The organism is uncultured Polaribacter sp., assembly GCF_947500975.1.
In the GTDB taxonomy this organism is placed as follows: domain Bacteria; phylum Bacteroidota; class Bacteroidia; order Flavobacteriales; family Flavobacteriaceae; genus Polaribacter.
Genome location: NZ_CANMUE010000004.1, coordinates 153,652 through 176,984, shown reverse-complemented (window position 1 = coordinate 176,984; position 23,333 = coordinate 153,652). Strand labels below are relative to the sequence as shown.

The 23,333-nt window shown below is 28.4% G+C and carries 18 protein-coding genes; 3 read left to right on the top strand and 15 right to left on the bottom strand.

Going from position 1 to position 23,333, the window contains the following annotated elements; genetic code table 11:
- Position 1: 1 nt before the first annotated feature.
- The 14 genes from Q0733_RS06225 to Q0733_RS06165 form a co-directional block, all read right to left on the bottom strand.
- Entirely contained in the window at positions 2-1,126 is a 1,125-nt protein-coding gene (locus Q0733_RS06225; RefSeq protein WP_298780259.1) for a glycosyltransferase, read from the bottom strand.
- Positions 1,116-2,273: a glycosyltransferase family 4 protein gene (locus tag Q0733_RS06220; protein ID WP_298780257.1), complete on the bottom strand. Its 1,158-nt coding sequence runs from the start codon at positions 2,271-2,273 to the stop codon at positions 1,116-1,118. Before Q0733_RS06220 ends, Q0733_RS06225 begins: the two co-directional genes overlap by 11 nt.
- A gap of 34 nt (positions 2,274-2,307) precedes the next feature.
- The gene (locus Q0733_RS06215; RefSeq protein ID WP_298780254.1) at positions 2,308-3,273 is read right to left on the bottom strand and encodes a glycosyltransferase family 2 protein; all 966 of its coding nucleotides are present in this window, start codon (positions 3,271-3,273) and stop codon (positions 2,308-2,310) included.
- The gene (locus Q0733_RS06210; protein WP_298780252.1) at positions 3,270-4,016 is read right to left on the bottom strand and encodes an acyltransferase; all 747 of its coding nucleotides are present in this window, start codon (positions 4,014-4,016) and stop codon (positions 3,270-3,272) included. The genes Q0733_RS06215 and Q0733_RS06210 overlap by 4 nt, the downstream gene beginning before the upstream one ends.
- Positions 4,016-5,425 carry an oligosaccharide flippase family protein gene (locus Q0733_RS06205; RefSeq protein ID WP_298780250.1) on the bottom strand — a complete coding sequence of 470 codons (1,410 nt, stop codon included), beginning with the start codon at positions 5,423-5,425 and terminating at the stop codon, positions 4,016-4,018. The genes Q0733_RS06210 and Q0733_RS06205 overlap by 1 nt, the downstream gene beginning before the upstream one ends.
- A gap of 76 nt (positions 5,426-5,501) precedes the next feature.
- Positions 5,502-6,914, bottom strand: coding sequence for a UDP-glucose 6-dehydrogenase (locus Q0733_RS06200; protein WP_298780248.1), 1,413 nt, complete (start codon positions 6,912-6,914; stop codon positions 5,502-5,504).
- Between the two features lie 91 nt (positions 6,915-7,005).
- Complete coding sequence (gmd, locus tag Q0733_RS06195) at positions 7,006-8,133, bottom strand: GDP-mannose 4,6-dehydratase (protein WP_298780246.1); 1,128 nt, start codon at positions 8,131-8,133, stop codon at positions 7,006-7,008.
- A 63-nt stretch (positions 8,134-8,196) separates the two neighbouring features.
- Positions 8,197-8,286, bottom strand: coding sequence for a hypothetical protein (locus tag Q0733_RS13125; RefSeq protein ID WP_367276296.1), 90 nt, complete (start codon positions 8,284-8,286; stop codon positions 8,197-8,199).
- 40 nt (positions 8,287-8,326) lie between these two features.
- The gene (locus Q0733_RS13120) at positions 8,327-8,551 is read right to left on the bottom strand and encodes a four helix bundle protein (protein ID WP_367276294.1); all 225 of its coding nucleotides are present in this window, start codon (positions 8,549-8,551) and stop codon (positions 8,327-8,329) included.
- Positions 8,552-8,602: 51 nt separating this feature from the next.
- Positions 8,603-9,556, bottom strand: a complete 954-nt coding sequence (locus tag Q0733_RS06185) for a GDP-L-fucose synthase (protein ID WP_298780244.1) — start codon at positions 9,554-9,556, stop codon at positions 8,603-8,605.
- A 10-nt stretch (positions 9,557-9,566) separates the two neighbouring features.
- Positions 9,567-9,995 (bottom strand): adenylyltransferase/cytidyltransferase family protein, encoded by a 429-nt coding sequence (locus Q0733_RS06180; RefSeq protein ID WP_298780243.1) that lies wholly within the window; start codon positions 9,993-9,995, stop codon positions 9,567-9,569.
- 2 nt (positions 9,996-9,997) lie between these two features.
- Complete coding sequence (locus Q0733_RS06175) at positions 9,998-10,423, bottom strand: adenylyltransferase/cytidyltransferase family protein (protein WP_298780241.1); 426 nt, start codon at positions 10,421-10,423, stop codon at positions 9,998-10,000.
- Between the two features lie 25 nt (positions 10,424-10,448).
- Positions 10,449-11,384 (bottom strand): Gfo/Idh/MocA family oxidoreductase, encoded by a 936-nt coding sequence (locus Q0733_RS06170; protein ID WP_298780238.1) that lies wholly within the window; start codon positions 11,382-11,384, stop codon positions 10,449-10,451.
- Positions 11,384-12,661: a nucleotide sugar dehydrogenase gene (locus Q0733_RS06165; RefSeq protein ID WP_298780236.1), complete on the bottom strand. Its 1,278-nt coding sequence runs from the start codon at positions 12,659-12,661 to the stop codon at positions 11,384-11,386. Before Q0733_RS06165 ends, Q0733_RS06170 begins: the two co-directional genes overlap by 1 nt.
- A 168-nt stretch (positions 12,662-12,829) precedes the next feature.
- Here Q0733_RS06165 and Q0733_RS06160 point away from each other — a divergent pair, with 168 nt between their 5' ends.
- Both Q0733_RS06160 and Q0733_RS06155 read left to right on the top strand, forming a co-directional pair.
- Complete coding sequence (locus Q0733_RS06160) at positions 12,830-13,966, top strand: hypothetical protein (RefSeq protein ID WP_298780233.1); 1,137 nt, start codon at positions 12,830-12,832, stop codon at positions 13,964-13,966.
- On the top strand, positions 13,956-15,059 hold the full coding sequence (locus tag Q0733_RS06155; RefSeq protein ID WP_298780232.1) for a nucleotidyltransferase family protein: 1,104 nt from the start codon (positions 13,956-13,958) through the stop codon (positions 15,057-15,059). Before Q0733_RS06160 ends, Q0733_RS06155 begins: the two co-directional genes overlap by 11 nt.
- Here Q0733_RS06155 and murC read toward each other — a convergent pair.
- A complete protein-coding gene (murC, locus tag Q0733_RS06150; RefSeq protein ID WP_298780231.1) occupies positions 15,043-16,395 on the bottom strand; it encodes a Mur ligase family protein in 1,353 nt (450 codons plus the stop codon). The two genes, Q0733_RS06155 and murC, sit on opposite strands and share 17 nt — an antisense overlap.
- Positions 16,396-16,565: 170 nt before the next feature.
- Here murC and Q0733_RS06145 point away from each other — a divergent pair, with 170 nt between their 5' ends.
- Positions 16,566-23,180 carry a carboxypeptidase-like regulatory domain-containing protein gene (locus Q0733_RS06145; RefSeq protein ID WP_298780230.1) on the top strand — a complete coding sequence of 2,205 codons (6,615 nt, stop codon included), beginning with the start codon at positions 16,566-16,568 and terminating at the stop codon, positions 23,178-23,180.
- The last annotated feature ends 153 nt before the right edge of the window (positions 23,181-23,333 follow it).

The window sequence follows — 23,333 nt, the reverse complement described above, 5'->3', positions numbered from 1 at the left end:
GTTATATTTTTAATTTTTCTTTTAATTCATTTGTAAAAACATCTAAATGATAGGTTGAATCAAAAAGTTTTTTTATTTGTTGAGATTTTTCTTTACTAAGTAGTCCTAATTGTTCAAATGCAAAACTTATTTGCTCTGAGACATTCATATCAACTAACAATCCTAAGTCTTTATTTATAAAAACAGACGCTAACCCAGGTAATTTATCACCTAAAACAGGAATTCCGTACGACCAATATTCATATAACTTATTTGGCGCGCAATATTTATAATTTAGACCTCTATCTTTATAAAGAACTACTCCTATATCAGTTTTTAAATAAATATCTGCTAATTGCTCATGCGGAATTTGCCCAGTAAGTATAATGTTTTTTAATTTTTTTTTCTTAATTAATTTTAAAGAATCCCTATCTAACATCCCTACAAACCAAAACTCAAATTCTTCTTTTGGTAATAATTCAATCGCTTTTAAATAACTTAATAGATGATGATTTGCACCAACAGCACCAATATGAGTAACTCTTACTTTTTTATTTTCTTTATGTATACGAATATTACCTGAATTGTTATTTGTATTTGGTAATATAAAAAACTGGTAATCCTCATAAATTTTCAATAGGTTTTTAAAATATTGCATTCTATTCGCTTCTGGAAAAATAGCTAAATCTATTTTTTTAAAATTTTTAAAAATTCTACTTAATAAAAAAGCATCTATCTTATTTATTTGCTCTATTTCTACAATTTCAAACTGGTGATAAATTATTTTTGTTTTTCTTGTTTTAAATAGAACACTTAAATAAATTGTGAAAAAATCAAAACTATAGATTATTATTTCCTTTTTTTTAAAACTATTTTTAATTATTGAAAAAAGCAAAAAGAATGTAAGTTTTAAATATTTAAAAACTTTTAGTATTACGGATTGATTGTTAAAATCTTTGCTCGAATTATAATGATGAATTGTATATCTGTTATTTGCTGTTTTTAAAAAATTAGTAAAATCATTAAATGTATTTTGTATTGTTGTTATTTCACCATAATCCTTTAAAAAGTTATGCAACTGCTTTACTGGAGGAAGTCCAATAAAAGATCCTATAGTAGCTAAAATAAATACCCTTTTAGTTTTCATCTATATGCTGAATTTTATTTAAATTACTTACATACCTATCTCCATAATCATCCCAAGAAAACCCCTTTGCAACTCTGTCTTTAGCAGCCGCACCCATTTTTTTTGTTTTTTCTGGGTTTTCATAAAGAAACAACAACTTTTCTTTTAATGCTTCAACTCCCCTAATTGGAATAATATAACCTTCTTTGCCATTTTCAGTAATAAGATCTTCTCCTCCAGTATTCGATGTACAGATCAAAGGTAATCCACAAGCCATTGCTTGTAATTGCACCATAGATAATCCTTCTTCTATTGACATCATAACAAATACAGATCCTTGAGAATAATATTTATACAATTCATTTTGAGGTTTACTGCCCAAATATTTAATATTAGACGACTCATACTTTTTAATAATGTCACTCATTTCTTCATTAATAGAACCCAAATGAACAAATTCACTATTTGGTAAATTTAGTTCTGAAAAAGCTTGTAAAAGATACACGACTCCTTTTCGAATATTAAAGCCTCCAACAAAAATGACTCTAAATACATCGTCATGTTTTTTAATTTGTTTAAAAGCGCTTAAATCTACCCCATATGGGTTCAATAATAATTTAGATGACGGAATCCCATATTCTTCAAAACTTTTTTTCACAAAGGTTGAAGGAATTGATACATAATCAGCCAATTCGTACTCTAATAATTCACGTTGCCATGTTTTGTAATCTGGATTAAAAGATTTTCCGAACTTAGAAAACTCTTCTTCTAAAATGTTCATTTGATACGAATAATGACTGCTTCCTCTCTCCAGAATAGTAATTGTTTTTTTATTTTTCTTTACTTCTGCAAAAGCCTCTAAACTTGAACCGCTCCAACCAATAAGTACATCCGTGTTTTTTAAATATTTAATATTGCTTTTTGCTTGTTTTGTTTTAACATAAATATCAATTTTTGATTTTAAATTATGTGGAACATATTTTTTAACAAATCTGTTTAAAAACTCTAAAAAAGAATTGCTTCTTATATTTTGTTTTTCAATACCCCATCGTTTTATAATAAATTTTGGGTACGTTGTATTTAACACTTTTAAAATTTTGCTTTTTTGCAGTTGTTTAGCCAAATCAAAAGCATGAAAACGACCTATAACAGAGATAATTACTTTCATAGATTTTATATACTATTTTTAATTTTAATCAAAATCATTTAATCTTCCTGAGCAATTCCCTTATTGCTAACAAGTTTTTAAAACCAATAATTCTTGCCATTTTCTTGAATTTTTCTCCTCCAACAGGCCACATTTTTTTAAACCCTAAATGGTAAAAACTTTCTTCAGACTTTTCTAATAAGTCAGGAAATAATGGATAAAACTGATATATAAAACTCAAATAATTATTTGCTAAAGATTTTTTCAATTTATTGCTATCTATATAATCTTTACAATTCTTTTCATATAAATGATAAGAATGCAATAATGAAATTGCCTTAAGTTCGCCAAAACTATTTTTACGAGTTATACTATTTAAATTACCAGACCTATAATACACTTTTGCTCCCTCACAAAATTTGATAGTTTTTGCATTTAATAGCACTCTTGAAAAAAACTCACCATCTTGGTTCAAAAGTAAACTCTCGTCCCATTCTCCTGCTTTTTCAATTAGAGTACGATGTGTTAACCAAATAGATGTTTGTCCCATTCCATTTCCATTCCAACTATCAATTAACCAATTTACAGGGGCGTCATAATTCTTATTTATTATTTGATTCCCCCATTTAACGGTATCAATACTATTATAAAAACGTCCCCAAACTCCACTACACAGAATTTCGTCTCCAAATTGTTCAAATAATTGAAGTTGATTTTCAATTTTTGAAGGGTGTAATATATCATCTGCATCTAAATATTGAATATAATCACCTGTACTTAATTCAAACCCATAATTTCTTGCTGCACAAGCACCTTTTGTCTTGTTTTTCTTAAGAATTACATTATATGACTGATACTTCTGAGCTATTTCAAAAGAACCATCTGTAGAAAAATCATCAACAATTATAATTTCAATTAATGGATAACTTTGATTAATTGCTGATAAAATTGTATCTTCAAAAAAACATTTGCTATTAAAAAGTGGGATGATTATTGATACAGTAGGCATTCTTTTAATCATATTCTTTTTATTAATTTAGCAGGAACCCCACCCCAAATTGAATTTTTCTCAATTGATTTAGTTACCACACTTCCAGCTGCTACAATTGCTTTTGTACCAATTGTAACTCCTGACAAAATAGTAACATTTGAACCAATCCAAACACCATCCTCTATATTTATAGGAGCACTAATCAAGCCTCCTTTCCAAGATGCTAATTTTCTGTTTTTATAATCATGATCATGAGAATATAAAGTACAATTTGGCCCAATAGCAACTTCTTTCCCTATATTAACATCATCAACTACATCAATAATGGTATAGTCACCAATATGAGTTCCGTCACATATTTTCAGTTTACCAAACTTATCTTTTTCTCTTGAAAATATTGAACAGTTAGATTCAATTTTTATATTATTTCCAAATACCCAATTATCAGAAATATTTAACCTTGAATTTTTTCCCAATAAAAAATTACACCCAATTTTTAAATAATTATTTTCGTTTATAACAATAGTAGAACCTTTATCTAAAAAACCACTATCACCTATTATTAGTAATCCTTTTTCATTTATTCTAATTTCTGAATTACTACAAATATGCGTTCCATCTCCAATTTCAATTTTCCCTTTACCAGATAATGATATTGGAAAATCTAATTTCAATTTTTTTAAATTATTAATTTGACCTAATTTAAACAACCAAGTAATATATCTAATGATCTTTTTTAAATGATAAATAAATAATAAGTAATAAATTCTCATCAGTTCTTGCTTTTTAAATAATTTAAAGTTAATAAAAACAAATTTCTATTTTTGAAAAAAGAATATAAAATTAGAATAACAGAAATAATTAATTTTATAAAAAAATCATATTTAAAATATATACATGTAATAAATAAATACGACACAATAATCATTGGCATCCATAATTTTATCATTTCTTTAACGGAAAACCCTAGATGCTTGATATGTACATAAAAAGCATTATAAGACAATGGTCCTATTAAAAATGCGATTGCATAAGTGAGAGGAATAGCCTCAAACGAAAATAAAGATCCAACATAAATACCAGTAATTATAAAAACACCTGTTATCCAACCAAAATACATGTATTGCTTGTCTTTCTTCTTAATCAAAATAATATTTCCTGAAAACGATATAACCAATTGAGTTAAGACTAAAACACCAAAATAAGGTAAAATATCAGACACTCTCAACCATTGATTGCCCCATAAAAAAATCACAATTGATTTTGGAAATAGAATAAGAGGAATACCTATTAATGTGGAAATTAAAAAAATAACATTCATTATTGTAAAATAAAAAGAATTAATTCCATCACCTTTTCTCATCATTGTTACCATAGTTGGAAATGCTACTTTATTTATTGCTCCATTAACAATACTTATTGGTAACATTAACATTCCATAAGCTTTACCATAAATACCTAATGAATCAGCACCATATATTTTACCAACAATAAGGTTATCAAAATTTCTAGACCAATAATTAACTAAGTTAAAACCTGAAATATGACCTATTAAATTCTTTGTTTTTTCAAAAGAAACTCTAACATATTTCCACGACAATAATCTAAGGTTAAAATTAGCATAATAATTAAATGTTATTATTCTAATTATTGATATTAATAATTGAGGAAGAATGATTGACCAATACTTAAAACCAGACCAAGCAAATAAAATTATAAGAACAATTGATAATACAGTACTAATTACTTCAAAAAGCCCCAATACTTTAAACTTACTTTGCTTATTTAATACAGCAGATGCTAGTCCACTCATACTATTAGTTAAAAACATAACTCCTATAAAAGGAGCTATAAAAACCAACTCAAACTTATTATAAAATATAGAAATAGGATAGGAAATCAAAAAGGTTAAAACCATTAACGTTAGACCTAAATAAATTAGCAAAGTAGAAAGCCCTCTATGATATAAGTTTCCATATTCAGATCTAATCACCGCTATAGAGATACCACTATCTGAAAAAATATTTAGAAACCCCGTAAAAACAGTAACCAAAGCTACAATTCCAAAATCTTCTGGAGTTAATAATCTAGCTGTTATCATTGAAGATAAAAATAATAATCCTCTAGAAATGTAAGAAGCACCTCCAGAAATCAATAAATTTGAGATAAATTTATTTTTCAATTCTAATGTTTTTTTTTAATTATAATATTTTTATTAACATTTCACTCATTACTTACAATACATAAAAGAAGCAACCTTACTTCCCTATCCCTTTTACTTGAAAACCAATACCTGTTAATTTTTCCATATCTAAAATATTACGTCCATCAAATACAAAAGCAGGTTTATACATATGGGTATAAATAGCATTCCAATCGTAACTTACAAATTCATCCCACTCAGTTAACACAGCCACAGCATGTGCCTTGTTTACAGCTTCCATAGGAGTTGTATAAACAACAATTTGTGCTAATTTTTCAATAATTTTTTCTTCTGTAAGTCCGTTTAATTCCCATAAATAACGCATATCTGATTTAATCTTAGCTTCAGATACCTTAGGATCGTATACATGAATTTCTGCACCATCTTCTATTAAATACTCTGCTACATAAATAGCTGCAGATTCTCGAGTATCATTGGTGTCTTTTTTAAAGGCCCAACCTAAAAACGCTATTTTTTTACCATTTACAGTATTAAATAAGGTAGTAATGATACTTTTAGCAAAACGGTATTTTTGATGGTCATTCATTATAATTACCTGCTCCCAATAATTGGCAACTTCTGGCAAGTTAAAATAACGACATAAATACACTAAATTTAGAATATCTTTTTGAAAGCATGAACCTCCGAAACCAACAGAAGCTTTTAAAAATTTAGGTCCTATTCTACTATCTGTACCAATAGCATGTGCTACTTCATCTACATCTGCTTCTGTAGCCTCACACAAAGCTGACAGTGCATTTATAGATGAAATTCGTTGTGCTAAAAAAGCATTGGCTGTTAATTTAGACAACTCAGAAGACCATACATTAGTCGTTAAAATTTGTTTTGGACTTAACCAATGTGCATATACATCCACTAATGATTGTATTGCTTCTTTTCCACTAGGAGTTTGCTGACCTCCAATTAACACTCTATCTGCATTAAATAAATCGTCAATAGCAGTACCTTCTGCTAAAAACTCTGGATTAGAAAGCACTTCAAAATGTACTCCCTTTCCATTGCTATCTAAAATGGTTTGCAATGTTTCCGCAGTACGTACTGGAAGTGTAGATTTTTCAACAATAATTTTATCTGATGTTGCTATTTCTGCTATTTGACGAGCACATAATTCTACAAATTTTAAATCTGCAGCCATTCCTTTTCCTTCACCATACGTTTTGGTTGGTGTGTTTACAGCAATAAAAATCATATCTGCTGCCGCTATTGCACTATCAACATCTGTTGAAAAAAATAAGTTCTTGCCTCGAGCTTGGCCTACTACTTCTGCCAATCCTGGTTCGTAAACAGGTAATTTATCTAGATCAGCATCATTCCAAGCCGCAATACGCTCTGCATTTAAATCAACTACTGTTACTTTAATTTCAGGGCATTTTAAAGCAATTACTGACATTGTTGGTCCTCCAACATAACCTGCACCTAAACAACAAATATTTTTAATTTTTTTCATTTTTTTTTAAAATTTCATAAAAAACTTATATTTTATTTAATCTTACTTAAATTATTTTGTCTGTTATTATTATAATTATTAAAACAAAAAATTATTCAGCCTGCTTCAAAATTTCATGCCCAGCTTTTAGTAAAACAACATCTTTTTTCATCAACGAGACATCACTTTTCATCATGTCTTTAACCAATGATGCTAAATCATGTTCTGGTATCCATCCTAATTTGCTCTTCGCTTTTGAAGGGTCTCCAATTAACAAATCAACTTCTGTTGGGCGAAAATAAGACGGATCTACAGATAAAACTTCTTTACCAATCGCTACTTGAAAATCTTTATGGTTACAAGCAATAACATACGCTTTCTCATCTACACCTTCACCTTTAAACTCTACTTCTATTCCTACTTCTAGAAAAGCCATTCGTACAAAGTCTCTTACAGTAGTAGTAACCCCTGTTGCAATTACCCAATCTTCTGGTTTGTTAGCTTGTAAAATCATCCACATCATACGAACATAATCTTTTGCATGTCCCCAATCACGTTTTGCTTCCAAATTACCTAAAAAAACTTTTTCTTGTAAACCTAAAGCTATTTTTGCTACTGCCCGAGTAATTTTTCTTGTTACAAAAGTTTCACCTCTTCTAGGTGACTCATGATTGAATAAAATACCATTACACGCAAACATATCATAAGCTTCACGATAATTTTTAGTAATCCAAAATCCATAAATCTTAGCTACACCATATGGAGATCGGGGATAAAATGGAGAAAGTTCATCGTAAAAACCTCTTTCATTTTTATTTTCTGCCATTCCCCCATATAATTCTGAAGTAGACGCTTGATAAATTCTTGTTTTCTTTTCTAACCCTAATATTCTTACCGCTTCTAATATTCTTAAAGTTCCTAATCCATCAACATTACCAACATATTCTGGTGTATCAAAAGAAACAGCAACATGAGACATTGCTCCTAAGTTATAAATCTCATCAGGTTGACACTCTTGTATGATACGTGTCAAATTCATTGCGTCAGTTAAATCTCCATAATGTAATTTTAGTCTTAAATCTGGAGCATGCGGATCTTGATATAAATGATCTATCCTATCTGTATTAAACAAAGAAGATCTTCTTTTAATACCATGTACCATATAGCCTTTTTCTAATAACAACTCAGCTAAATAAGAGCCATCTTGTCCTGTAATCCCTGTAATTAATGCTACTTTCATGTTTTTTGTTTCAAAAAATGACTTTGACCTATACTTTGACTTAAACTATACTGTCTTTGTCTTTTAGTTTATAATTTTTCTTCTTAGTCCGTATATTCGTTTCTGCAAACTCGAAAGTTTCTTAACACTTTCCTCTAAACTCCTTTCAGAAATATACTTTCTTTTACTCGCAATGATTAACTGTGTTTCTAATTCAAAAGCTGACCCCCAATGCTATTTCCAAAAACCTTGCAAAATCCTTTTCTGAATTTCTAGATGCTCCTTCTGCAATATTTGAAGGAATAGAAACCACAGATCGTGTTATCTGAAAACTCAGTCCATATTTTTCGGTGTTAGGAAAAGCTTCTACAAACGTATAAACATCATCAACAAGCTCCATACTATCTGTCCAAATATCATATTTTCTAAAATCTCTCAAAGTCTACGTCTGTGTTTTTTCCTTGGTCTTAGTCTTCGTCTTTGTCAAAGTCTACGTTAACTTCACTTCTTTTATATTTTCTATATTTTCTAAAAACCAATTGTAGGTTTTTTGTATTCCTTCTTCTAATTCTACTGAATAACTCCAACCTAAGTTTTTCATCTTAGAGACATCCATTAATTTTCTTGGAGTTCCATCTGGTTTTTCAGCATCCCAAACAATTTGACCGCTATGGCCTGTTACTTTTTGGATCGTTTCCGCCAATTCTTTTATGGTAATATCCTTACCTGAACCTACATTGTATAAGTATTCTGGTAATTTATTCTCTAAAGCATAGACAACAGCTTCAGCCATATCATCCACAAACAAAAACTCCCTCAAAGGTGTACCACTACCCCAAAGCATTACGTCAGAATTATTATTATTCTTTGCTTCATGAAACTTACGAAGCATTGCAGGTAAAACATGAGACGATTTTAAATCAAAATTATCATGAGTACCATATAAGTTTGTTGGCATTAAACTAACATAATCTTTTTTGAATTGTCTCCTAATTGCTTGACAAGCTTTTACACCTGTAATTTTTGCAATGGCATACCATTCGTTAGTTGGCTCTAATGAATCAGTTAATAAGTATTCTTCTTTTAACGGCTGTTGTGCAAATTTTGGATAAATACAAGAACTTCCTAAAAATATAAATTTTTCAATTCCTGTTTTTAAAGCTCCATCAATTAAATTATTCTGAATTTGCATGTTCTCCATTAAAAACTGATACGGAAAATCATTATTTGCTAAAATACCTCCCACTTTTGCGGCAGCATCAATAACAACATCTGGTCTTTCAGCTGTATAAAAGCTTTTAACAGTTTCTTGATCTCTTAAATCTAATTCTTTACTAGTTCTTCCAATTAAATTTGTGTATCCTTTTTTCTCTAAAGTTCTCCAAACAGCAGAGCCAACCATTCCTCTGTGACCAGCAATATAAATTTTCAAACTTTTATTCATTAATTTAATATTACTTTTTACTTTTTAAATTTTCTTTTTCTTGTACTTCTCTTCTTAAACCACTACTTGAAAAGCGGTGCTCTCTTTTATTGAAATAAAGCTCTATACCTTTCTCCTCACAATATTTACGACCTGTAAACTGCTTGCTGGCATATTCATCCCCAATAATACGAACATCAATCTTAAAAGAACGTAGCACATCCTCTAAATCCTGCTCAGTTGCATAAGGAACTATTTCGTCTACATATTTACATCCTTTTAGTTGAATATATCTTTCCACAACTGATTGGACAGGTCTATTTTTTTCTGGACGATCTAAAGTAGGATCAGTTTGAATACCACAAATTAAGTAATCACATTCACGCTTTGCATCCTCTAACATTTTAACATGACCAGCGTGAAATAAATCAAAAGCACTAAAAGTAATACCGATTTTCATATTTAATTATTTTTTAACAACCAAGATGAAGATTGAATTTTATCTCCCAAACCATCTATCAATTGAATATTTAACTCCTTACAAATTGGAGCTTCAGGAATTGAATTATTATCTTGATCTCCACCATTAGCAAAAGCTAAATCATATTCTTCATTATACTTTTCAAAAACATAGCCTATTGACGCACAAACAGTTCGGTCTTTATCGATTGAAATAATTGCTTTGTCTACAGCTTTGATATTTTGAACAATGAATAAACGTTCCTGCTCATTTTGAAATTCTTTAGAACCTTTCAATTCTCTTTGAAAATCACTGTTGACAATTACAAATAACTCATCTGCTTGAGCTTTGGCATTATTAAAATATTCTAAATGCCCTTTATGAATTGGGTTAAAATAACCTGAAACAATAATCGCTTTTTTCTTCATTGTATTTTTTGCAAATATAGTTTAATTATTTTTTTAGAAAAGGGTGTTTTTCCCCAGAGTTAACCTGAGTTTTATTCCTAATATCATGGACTAGATTAATTGAATTCTTAGCCTCCTCTAAACCAAAACCTTTTCCTTTTAAAATTTCTTTATAACTAACAGTATGTAAATCAGTAAAGCCATTACTAAACTCCAATTCTTCATCATTAATAGTTATAGAACGAAATGTTCTTTGTCCAGATTCTTTAACTTCTTTTGGCAAATCATTTTCATCAATTGATAAAAACCAACGAACTCTTGCTTTTTCAAATTCCAAATAACCCGCCGACTTCGTTTTACCTTTTAAATGCACATGATTTTCTTGAACATCGCCAAAAATCCAGGAAAGCATATCATAAAAATGAATTCCAATATTTGTCGCGATTCCACCAGATTTACTTTCATCTCCTTTCCATGAAATGTCATACCACCTTCCTCTTGAAGTTATATATGTAAGATCTACTTCATATTTTGTATTTCTATTTTCACTCTCAACTTTCTCTTTTAAAGCGATAATACTTGGATGTAATCTTAACTGTAAAATCGTATTTATTTTCTGTCCAGATTCTTTCTCAATATCCTGCAAAGCATCAACATTCCACGGATTTAATACTAAAGGTTTTTCGCAAATAGCATCTGCCCCACTTCTTAACGCCATTCTAATATGAGCATCATGTAAATAATTTGGTGTACAAATACTCACATAATCTAATTTTACACCTTGTCTTTTTATCTTTTCAATATGCCTATCGAAACGCTCAAACTCAACAAAAAAATCAGCTTTTGGGAAATAACTATCCATAACCCCAACGCTATCAAACTTATCAAGTGCTGCTATTAAATTATTGTTAGTATCCTTTATGGCTTTTAAATGCCTTGGAGCAATATAACCTGCAGCTCCTATTAATGCAAAATTCTTCATTACAAACTTTTATCTTTTATTTCTAAAAAGTTTTTGATATCATAAACTACAGATTCTTTCTTTTTTAATTTTGAAATATCAATATCAATAAACTCCTTATGAGAAACGGCTAAAACGATAGCATCGTATTTTTTTTGATAAGCATCATCTACCAAATCAATATCGTATTCCTCTTTAACTTCTTCTTTTTTTGCCCAAGAATCAAATACATCTATCTGTACCCCAAAACTATGTAAAGAACGATACAAATCTATTACTTTGGTATTTCTAATATCTGGACAATTTTCTTTAAATGTAATTCCTAATATTAATACGTTTGCTCCTTTTACTTTTACTTCTTTATCAATCATCAACTTCACAACTTCTGAAGCAATGTGATTTCCCATACTATCATTTAACCTTCTTCCTGATAAAATAATTTCTGGATAATATCCAAATTGTTGTGCTTTCTGCGCTAAATAAAATGGGTCAACCCCAATACAATGACCACCAACTAAACCAGGTTTAAAAGGAAGAAAGTTCCATTTTGTGCCAGCAGCTTTTAAAACTTCACTCGTATTAATATCCATCAAGCTAAATATTTTAGCCAATTCATTTACAAAGGCAATATTTATATCTCTTTGACAGTTTTCAATTATTTTTGAAGCTTCCGCAACTTTTATAGATGGTGCTAAATGCGTACCTAACTTTAAAACTGACTTATATAAATCGTCAACTTTTATTGCTGTTGTTGGCGTTGAACCAGAAGTTACTTTTAATATATTTTCAACTGTTTTTACTTTATCACCAGGACTAATTCTTTCAGGAGAATACCCCACAAAAAAATCTTGATTAAAAACCAAACCAGATTCTTGTTCTAAAATAGGAACACAATCTTCCTCTGTTGCGCCAGGGTAAACAGTAGATTCATATATAACAATATCATTTTTTGACAGATATTTTGCAATTGTTTTACTAGCTGTAATTAAAGGAATTAAAATTGGTTGATTATTTTTATCTACGGATGTTGGTACAGTTACAATATAACAATTACAATTAACCAAATTGTTCGAATCTGATGTTACAAATAATCCATCCTCTTCATTATTACTATCTTTTATTACAGTTTTTAATAAAACATTATCAACTTCTTGTGTAGTATCAATCCCTTTTTTTAATTCCGAAATTCTATTTTGATTAATATCAAAACCAATTACATTATATTTAGTTGCAAACAGCCTTGCTAATGGTAAACCCACATAGCCTAAACCAATAATTGCAATTTTATATTTATCCATTAATATTTTAGAAATTTCTAAGATTTGAATTTTAAAGTAAATTATAAAATAAAAATTTACTTTTTCAATTTCCAAAAATACGAAAACCTTTTTACACCCTTTATCTTTAAAGATAAAAAATTAAATCTTATTTTATTTATCTTATCAAAATAACTACTTTTATTTTTTATGAAAAAAACGACAACACTTTATAAGATTATTGAGGATAAAACCATAGCTTGGTTTGAAAACTGTAATGAATATCTAATTCTTGAAAACACAACAGCTGATATTATTAAACGTTTAGATAAAGGCATTAGTGCAAAAAAAATTGCTGAAGCCCTATCTAAAAAACTATCTGTTCCTATAGAAAAAACAACAGATTTTGTTTTAAATTTAGAACAAACAATTTATAATAAAAAAAACGCTACAAACACTAATTTAACTAATGATTATAGAGACATTAATAAACCTGAAAAATTTAAATTTATAAACTATTACAAAATCAATGATATTGTTTTTAGAATTGATTATTTAAGCGAAAAAGAATTATCTTATATACATCCAAAATTTGCACATTTAGTTGTTGATAATACAACAGAATTTGATTCTCATTTTGAAATTTTCATCAACAATAAATATATCTTTTTATATGTTGACAACACTATTATTGGAAGTTGGAGTCGTAGTGAAGTGCATTTTTTTCAAGGAAAATTTTCTATGGAGTTAATTCAGAAGATTCATCAAAAAGAAGAAAATGAATGGATGGGAGTTTTTCATGCATCAGCTGTAAGTGACGACAAAAAATCAGTATTATTTTTAGGTAATTCTGGTAATGGAAAAAGTACCTCACTCGCTCTTTTACAAGCAAATGGATATACTTGTTTAGCTGATGATTTTGTTCCAATGGATAAAAAAAATAGAGAAGTGTATAGTTTTCCTGCAGCTATTTCAATCAAAAAAAACAGTTTAGAGACTTTACAACCAATTTATCCTGAGCTCGCAACTTCAACTGAATATGATTTTAAACGTCTAAATAAGATTGTACGCTTTTTAAAACCTAATAATGATAATTTTTACACACATTTACCTTGCAATGATTTAGTTTTTATTAAGTATGAAAAAGAATCGGATATTGTTTTTGAAAAAATCTCAAAAATAGATGCTTTTCAGCAATTAATACCTGATTCTTGGTTATCACCAATAAAAGAAAATGCAGAAATATTTTTAAATTGGTTTGAAAATTTGAATTGTTATCAATTAACCTATTCCAACAATCAAAAAATGATTGAAACTGTTTCCAAAATTTTTAATAATGACTTATAAAGAAACTTTATTTTTTATTGGGAAATGTTTGACAATTTCACATGAAAATCGTAATAAAATTTTAGTTGAAGATCATTTAAAATCAGAAAATGTTGACTGGGATGCAGTAGTAAAATTAAGTACTGCACATTATGTATTTCCTGCTTTGTATTGTAATTTAAAACGCGCTAATTTTCTTCATTATCTACCTAAAGAATTAGTGAATTACATGATTCATATTACGGATTTAAACCGTGAAAGAAATCAACAAATAATTGACCAAGCTAAAGAAATTAACACCCTTTTATTAGACAATAATATCACTCCTATTTTCTTAAAAGGGACTGGTAGTTTATTAGAAGGTTTGTATGAAGATATTGCTGAGCGCATGGTGGGTGATATTGATTTTATAGTAAATAAAAATCATTCCCTAAAATCTTTTAATATCTTAAAAGAAAACAGTTACTCAGCCCATATAGATCAACTTAACGACCATAGACACCTATCAAGACTGATACATAAAGATAAAATTGGAGCACTTGAAATTCATAAAGAGTTATTAATTGAAAACTTTGCTGATGAATTTAATTATGATTACATCAAAACTGATTCTCAAATAATTAATGAGGTAAATGTGATGAGTTATCAAAATCAGTTGTGCTTATCAATAATCGCCAAACAAATAAATGATTCAGGAATGCATTTTAAAAACATCGCATTAAGAAATGCTTATGATGTTTTTCTTCTATCTAAAAAGACAGAAGCAAAAAAAGCTTTTAATCAATTTAATAAACTAAAAAATCCTTTAAATAATTTTCTTGCTTTATGTTTTGAAGTTTTTAATAAAGTTGATTCTTTACAATATCAAGAAAATAAGGAAACAAAAAAATATGTATCAATTTTTAAGCGACATTTAGTAGATGAATCTTTAGGCAAAAAAAAATATAAAAACACCTCTAGAAAATTATTTATAAAATCAAGATTTAACATTATTTACAAATCAATCTTTAACAAATCCTATAGAAATTGGTTAATCAAAAGAACTTCTGATAAAAATTGGCAAAAAGAAAAGTTAATTCAATTAGGATTTAAAAAACCTAAACCAAACTCTTAACTTCTTCAAAATCTAAACCGCCATAATTTCCAGAGCTCATTAAAACAACTGCTGTTTTATCTAAATTCTGTTTGAATAAAAAGTCTTTAAATTCTTGCGGATTCGTATAAATAATTAAATCGTCTCTTTGAAAAGCATTTGCAATTTGTTGCTCAGTAACCTCTTCTAATTGTTTAATTTTTACGGCATCAGGCGAATAAAAAACAACGGCTTTATCAGCAAAATCTAACGTCCCGTTATATTCTGCTAAAAACTCTACATTTAAACTAGAATAGGTATGCAACTCTAAACAAGCCAAAACTACTCTTTCTGAATATTGATTTTTAACCGCTTTAGTAGTTGCTGCAACTTTACTCGGCGAATGTGCAAAATCTTTAAAAATTACTGTTGAATTACTTTCTACAATTTTCTCTAAACGCTTACTGGCTCCTTTAAAACTAGCAATAGCTTCATAAAAATCATCTTCATCAACTTGCATATGTTGGCAAATCCACTTTGCTCCCGCCAGATTTTGAAGATTATGTTTACCAAAAATTTCTAAAGGTAAATTCCCCTCAGAAGTTTCTAAATAGGTAATTCCGTTTTCTATAAAATGTTTTGGGGTTGTATATGGGTATTTTTTAATATGATTTTCGGATGACACCACAACATCTTTTACATGTTCATCTTCATCATTATACACCATGCTTCCACCATTAATCATAGAATCAGTAAAAATTGAAAACTGCTCTTTATAATTTTCAAAAGTTGGAAAAACATTAATATGATCCCAAGCAATACCACTTAACAAAGCTATATTTGGCTTGTATAAATGAAATTTTGGACGCATATCTATTGGAGAACTCAAATACTCATCACCTTCTAAAACAATAAAATCGTTTTCCTCTGTTAAATGCACCATCGTTTCAAAACCTTCCAATTGTGCACCAACCATATAATCTACAGCTCTATCATGATAATTTAAAACATGTAAAATCATAGAAGTTATGGTTGTTTTACCATGAGAACCTCCAATTACTACACGGGTCTTATCTTTAGATTGCTCATATAAAAATTCTGGATAAGAATAAATTTTTAAGCCTAATTCTTGTGCTTTTAACAATTCGGAATTATCTTTTTTTGCATGCATTCCTAAAATAATAACATCTAATTCTGATGATATTTTCTCAGGAAACCACCCAAATTCTTCTGGTAATAATCCATATTTTTCTAATCTAGATTTTGATGGATTGTGAATTGTATCATCACTTCCTGAAACTTGGTATCCTTTTTGGTGTAATGCAATTGCTAAGTTGTGCATTGCACTTCCGCCAATGGCTATAAAATGTATGTTCATCAACAAAAATTTAAAAAGTAAAAATACAAAAGCTACTCACAAATCTGATAAAATTTAGAATAAACTCACTCAAAAAGTAGTTTTACTTGAAATTATGTAGGAATAACTAATTTTGAATTGTATTTTTATAAGAATTAAATGACTTTTGATAACACCTAAGTTACTATTATATGAAAAAGATTACACTATTTCTATTTATGATTACACTATTTTCAACTCAATTAAAAGCGCAAAACAACTATAAAAACTTATGGGATAAAGTTGAAAGATTAGAGGTTGATGGATTACCAAAATCGGCAATAAAAATTGTTGATGATATATATACAAAAGCTGAATTAGAAAACAATTCTCCACAAATTATTAAATCACTTTTTTATCAAAGTAAATTCTCTTTAATTCTTGAAGAAGATGCACAATTAAAGGTGGTTAATAACTTTAAAAAGCATATTTCCGAGAGTAAGTTTCCTACAAAAAATGTATTAGAAAATATATTAGCCAATTTGTATTGGCAATATTTTAATGAAAACAGATACAAATTTTACAACCGTACCAAAACAGAAGAAAAAGTAAATAGTGTAGATTTTAGAACCTGGGATTTAAACACACTTTTTGAAGAAATTCATACTAACTATAGTGCATCTTTAGAGAACAATCAACAACTTCAAAAAATAAATATTGCAACTTTTTTTGATATTTTAAAAATTCAAAATTCATCAAAAATATACAAACCTACTTTGTATGACTTTTTAGCAAATAACGCTTTAACTTTTTACACAACTTCAGAAACATCTATAACAAAACCTGCTTATCAATTTAAAATAGATAATTCTGTTTTTTTAAGTGATATTTCAACTTTTACTAAACTAAAAATTACATCAAAAGATAATTTATCATTACAATTAAATGCTCTAAAAGTATATCAAAAACTATTGGTTTTTCATCAAAAAGAAAACAACCTAAACGCACTAACTTTAATAGATAATGAAAGGTTAAATTTTGTAAATAAACATGCTACTTTTAAAAATAAACTAGCAATTTTACTAACCACACTAAAGTCATCAAAAGAGAAAAACATAAACCATGAAGCTAGCGGTTTATATGCTTTTGAAATCGCTAAAATCTATAAAAACCAGGCCACTTTTAGTACATCAGAAAAGAACAGTTTTCAAAACAACAAAGCACTTGATATTTGTAATAATGCAATAAAACAATTTCCTAAAAGTTTAGGTGCAAAAAAATGTTTGATTTTAAAATCTCAAATAGAAGAAAAAACACTTTCAATTAAAGCAGAAAAATACATTCCAATAGACAAAAACTCAAGAGCTTTAATTACTTATAAAAACGTTGAAAATTTATTTTTTACAGCTTATAAAATAGATCAAAAAATATTGCATAATTTTAATAGACTTTACAAATTTGAAGATAAAAAAGCACTTATTAACAAGTTAGAAAAAGTTACAAGATGGGACCAACAATTAAGAAATGAAGGTGATTATTTAGAACATTCTACAGAAGTAATTATTCCAAAATTTAAAAACGGAACCTATTTAATTATTGCTTCAGAAACAGATGATTTACAAGAAAAATTCATTTATGGCACAACTGCCATACAAGCTACAAATTTAACTTTAATAGAGAATGATTTTGAAGGTAAATACAACTATCAAATTGTTGATAGAGATACTGGAGAACCTATAAAAGGCGCTCGAATTCACCTCAAAAATAAAAGTAATAATGAAGATTTTTACATCAACAAAAAACTAACCACAGATAAAAATGGTTTTGCTTCTTTTAAAGGCAAAAAAAGTTACAGAAACGTTGCAATTACTGTAGCAACTAAAAATGATTTTGTTACATTCGGGAATCATTATTTTTATAATTATAGCTCTACAAATTACCTCCAAGAAGAAAGCAAAACCACAGTCTTAAAACCTTTTATTTTTACTGACAGAAGCATATACAGACCCGGGCAAACCGTTTATTTTAAAACTATTGTAATTAAAAAACAAGGAGATAAATCTGATGTCTTTAAAAACGAATATGTTGAAATAGCTCTTTTTGATGCTAATAATCAAATGGTAAAAAATTTAGATTTAAAATTGAATGAATTTGGGTCTGCAGCAGGTAAATTCATTTTACCTAATAACGGTTTAACGGGTAATTTTTCTATTGAAGTATATGAAAGTTCTAAGTTTGATAGCAAATTTTATAACAATGTAGATTTTGATTATGACAATGGTGTTAGTTTTTCTGTAGAAGAATACAAAAGACCAAAATTTAAAACTGAATTTAAGCCGATTACAAAAAGTTATAAAGTAAATGATTCTGTTATCGTAAATGGTTTTGCCAAAGCGTTTTCGGGCGCAAATATTACAGACTCAAAAGTAGTGTATAGAGTACATAGAAAAGTATTATATCCAAATTGGTATTATTGGAGAAGACCAAACAGGAATTCGAGTGCTCAAGAAATTACAAATGGAGAGACAAAAACCAATGAAAAAGGCGAGTTTAAAATTACCTTTAAAGCAATTCCAGATGAAAGCAGTGATCAAAAAAGTTTGCCCATCTTTAATTATGAAATAACTGCTGATGTTACTGACATCAATGGTGAAACCCGTAGCGCAACAACTACCGTAAAAGTAGGTTATCATTCGTTAATCGCTTCCATTTCTATGGATGACAAAATTGATACAAAAGACGATAAAACTGTTATTAAAATTGATACAAAAAACTTAAACGGCGAGTTTGTTGCAGCAAAAGGGAACATAAAAATTTACAAATTACAAGCACCAAAAAAACCATTAAGAAAAAGGCCTTGGAACATTCCAGATTATCAAGATATTTCTGAAGATACATTCAGAAAATTATTTCCAAATGAAGCTTTTTCTGAAGAAGAAACTGACGAAAAAAACTGGAAAAAAGGGGCACTTATTTTTACTGAAAATTTTGATACTTCAACAACACAAGAAATCATTTTAAAAAACAATAAAAATTGGATTTCAGGAAAATACATTATTGTTTTAGAAAGTAAAGACAAGTTTGATAAAGAAGTAAAAGACGAAAAAAGGTTTTCAATTTTCTCATCCAAAGAAAAAGAAGTTACAGACAATAAATTATTTACAATCAACACAAATAAAACATTTTATAATGTTAATGATGAAGTAGAAATACAAATTGGTTCTGCCTCTAAAAACGTAACAGTTACTTTACAAATTGAAAAGGATCATAAAATTATTGATACTCAATTAATCAAATTAAACAACAACATTAAAACGATATACGCACCTGTAAACAAAGAAGATATTGGTGGATTTGCTATTAAATACCACTTTGTAAATTACAATTATTTTGAAAGTGGAAATTTAACTATTAATGTTTTTGAAAAACAAGAAAGTATAGAAATTGAAACTAATATTTTTAGAGATAAATTACAACCAGGACAAGATGAAACTTGGAGCTTTACATTTAAAAACGATAAAAATGATGCAATTGCTGCTGAAGTTTTAGCGTCTATGTACGATGCTTCTTTAGATGAATTCAAATCTCATAATTGGCAATTTAATCCTATTGCCCCAAAACCAACCTACAATTCTTATCGAGTTAGCAATGCAAATAAAAGCTTTAATAATACTTATTTTAATATCAAAAATAATCACCGAAGTTATTATGCTTTTCCATCAATAAATAACGATACTTTTAATTGGTTTGGATTTAGTTTAAATAGTAATAGATGGGTTAATCAACAGTATTTAAGAAATTTAAAAAATAAAATTAATCGTATTAGAAAAGATTTTGACGGAACAATTACGGGTGTTGTTGAAGATGAATCTGGACCTTTACCAGGAGTTTCTATCATAATTAAAGGAACCAATTTTGGTACAGAAACCGATTTTGATGGAAATTACTCACTAAAAATCAAAAAAGATGATGTTTTAGTTTTCAGCTATTTAGGTTTTAATTCTAAAGAAATTCATGTCGGAAACAAAACAAATTTGGATATAAAATTAGAAGAAGATACTTCTCAATTAGATGAAGTTGTTGTAGTTGGTTATGGAGCTTCAAAAAGAAAAAAATTAAGCTATGAATCTAAACATTTGAGAGGCAAAGTAGCTGGAATACAAGCTACAAGTGAAGATATAGCTTTAGAAAGCCCAGCAGAAATAACTATTAGAGGTAATACTTCATTAACTGGAAATAATGTAGCCCTTTATATAGTTGATGGTATTATTTTTAAAGGTGATATTTCCTCTATCAATGAAAATAACATTGCAGAAATATCCGTTTTAAAAGGCGAAGCAGCAACTTCTTTATATGGATCAAAAGCCTTGAATGGCGTTATAATTATTACAACAAAATCTGGTCAAGCAAAATTAAATAATGAATTATCTCAAGTAAAAGCACGTAAAAACTTTAACGAAACTGCTTTCTTTTTCCCTCAATTAAAAACTGATAAAAATGGGAAAGTAAGTTTTAATTTTACAATGCCAGAAGCATTAACAAGATGGAAATTACAATTATTAGCACACACAACCGAATTAAAATCGGCAACAAAAACATTAACAACAGTTACTCAAAAAGAATTAATGGTTGTGCCAAATGCACCTCGTTTTTTACGCGAAAAAGACACAATTACGTTGAGTGCTAAAATTACTAATTTAACAAACAATCAATTATCTGGTTTTGCAAAATTAATTTTAACCGATGCTATTTCTGGAAAAGAAATAGACGTTGAATTACAGAATACAAATTCTAATAAAAACTTTACAGTAGATAAAGATGGAAATACAAGTGTTTCTTGGCAATTAGCAATTCCGGAAACTGTGCAAGCTATTCAATATAAAATTGTAGCAAAAGCTGGCGATTTTTCTGACGGAGAACAAAATGTATTGCCCGTTTTAACAAACAGAATGTTGGTTACAGAGACATTACCAATGTTTATTAGATCTAATCAAACCAAAATATTTACGTTAAATAAGTTAAAAAATAATGCTTCATCAACCTTAAAAAACCATAAGTTAACAATAGAAATGACCTCTAATCCTGTTTGGTCTGCAATTCAATCTTTACCTTATTTAATGGAGTATCCTTATGAATGTGCAGAACAAACTTTCTCTAGATATTACTCAAATACTATAGCTAGCTTTATCGCAAATTCGAACCCTAAAATTCAAGAAGTTTTTAATGCATGGAAATCTTCTGATGCTTTACTTTCTAATCTAGAAAAGAATCAAGAATTAAAATCGTTGATTATTCAAGAAACTCCTTGGTTAAGAGATGCTCAATCAGAAACGGAACAAAAGAAAAGAATTGCCTTATTATTTGATTTAAATAAGATAAATAACGAACAGGAAAAAGCCATTAGTAAATTACAAGATATTCAGATGAATTCAGGAGGATTTCCTTGGTTTAAAGGCGGGCGATATCCAAATAGTTTTATTACTCAACATATTGCAACAGGTTTTGGTCATTTGCAAAAATTAGGCGTTGTTAATTTTGATGCATCAACAAAAAAAATGATTAAGAAAGCTGTAAATTTCTTAGATAATAAATTGCTAAAAAACTATCAAGAATTATTAAAAAGAGCTCAAAAAATAAAAAATAGCGCTAAAACTAAAAAGAAAGGAGATGCTGATTATAAAAAGTATCTAGCTAAAAACAACATCAATTATTTTATCATTCAGTATTTATATATGCGTAGTTTTTATACTGATATTTCTATGAATAATGATTTAAAAAGTGCTGTTAGCTATTATCAAAATCAAACAGAAAAATTTTGGGAAACCTATAATTTATATGCTAAAGGGCAAATTGCTTTATCATTATTTAGAAATGATAAGAAAACTAGTGCAAACAAAATTTTAAAATCATTAAAAGAAAACGCAATAACTTCTGATGAATTAGGTATGTATTGGAAAACCAATACAGCTGGTTATTACTATTATCAAGCTCCCGTAGAAACACAGGCTTTAATGATAGAAGTTTTTTCTGAAATAGAAAACATCACAAAAACAATTGATAATTTAAAAATTTGGCTACTAAAAAATAAGCAAACAAATAAATGGAAAACAACCAAAGCAACTACTGAAGCTGTATATGCTTTACTTTTAAACGGAAGCGATTGGATTTCTATTACAGAAATGGTAGATATTACAATTGGTGATAAAAAAATAGATGCTACAAAATTGGAGGATATGAAAATTGAAGCTGGAACTGGCTATTTTAAAACCTCCTGGAATACTGATGAAATAAAACCAGAAATGGCAGAAGTTACCATCAATAAAAAAGATAAAGGAATTGCTTGGGGAGGTTTATACTGGCAGTATTTTGAAGATTTAGATAAAATTTCATCCGCAGAAACACCTCTTAAATTAAATAAAAAACTATTCTTAAAAGTGAATTCTGATACAGGGAAAGAGTTAAAAGAAATTAACACAAAAACAAAATTAAAAGTTGGCGATTTAATTACTGTTAGAATTGAACTAAAAAGTGATAGAAACATGGAATTCATTCACATGAAAGACATGAGAGCTTCAGGTGTAGAACCCGTAAATGTACTTTCTAAATACAAATGGCAAGACAATTTAGGCTATTATGAAAATACAAAAGATGCAGCTACTAATTTCTTTTTTGACTATTTACCAAAAGGAGTTTATGTTTTTGAATATGATGTTAGGGTTAACAATGCTGGTAACTTTAGTAACGGAATTACTACCATACAATCTATGTACGCACCTGAATTTAGTAGTCATTCTAAAGGTGAAAGAATTAATGTAATTGAAAAATAAGACTACATCTTTTAAATCAATTAAAACATAGTTAAACTTGCTATCAATAGAACATCTTTTTTATTGTTATTTAAATGAAATGAACAACTAATTGGTGTATAAAAAAAAGTTTAATTGTCTCTACAATTTTTAGAAAAGTTAAACAAATTAAAT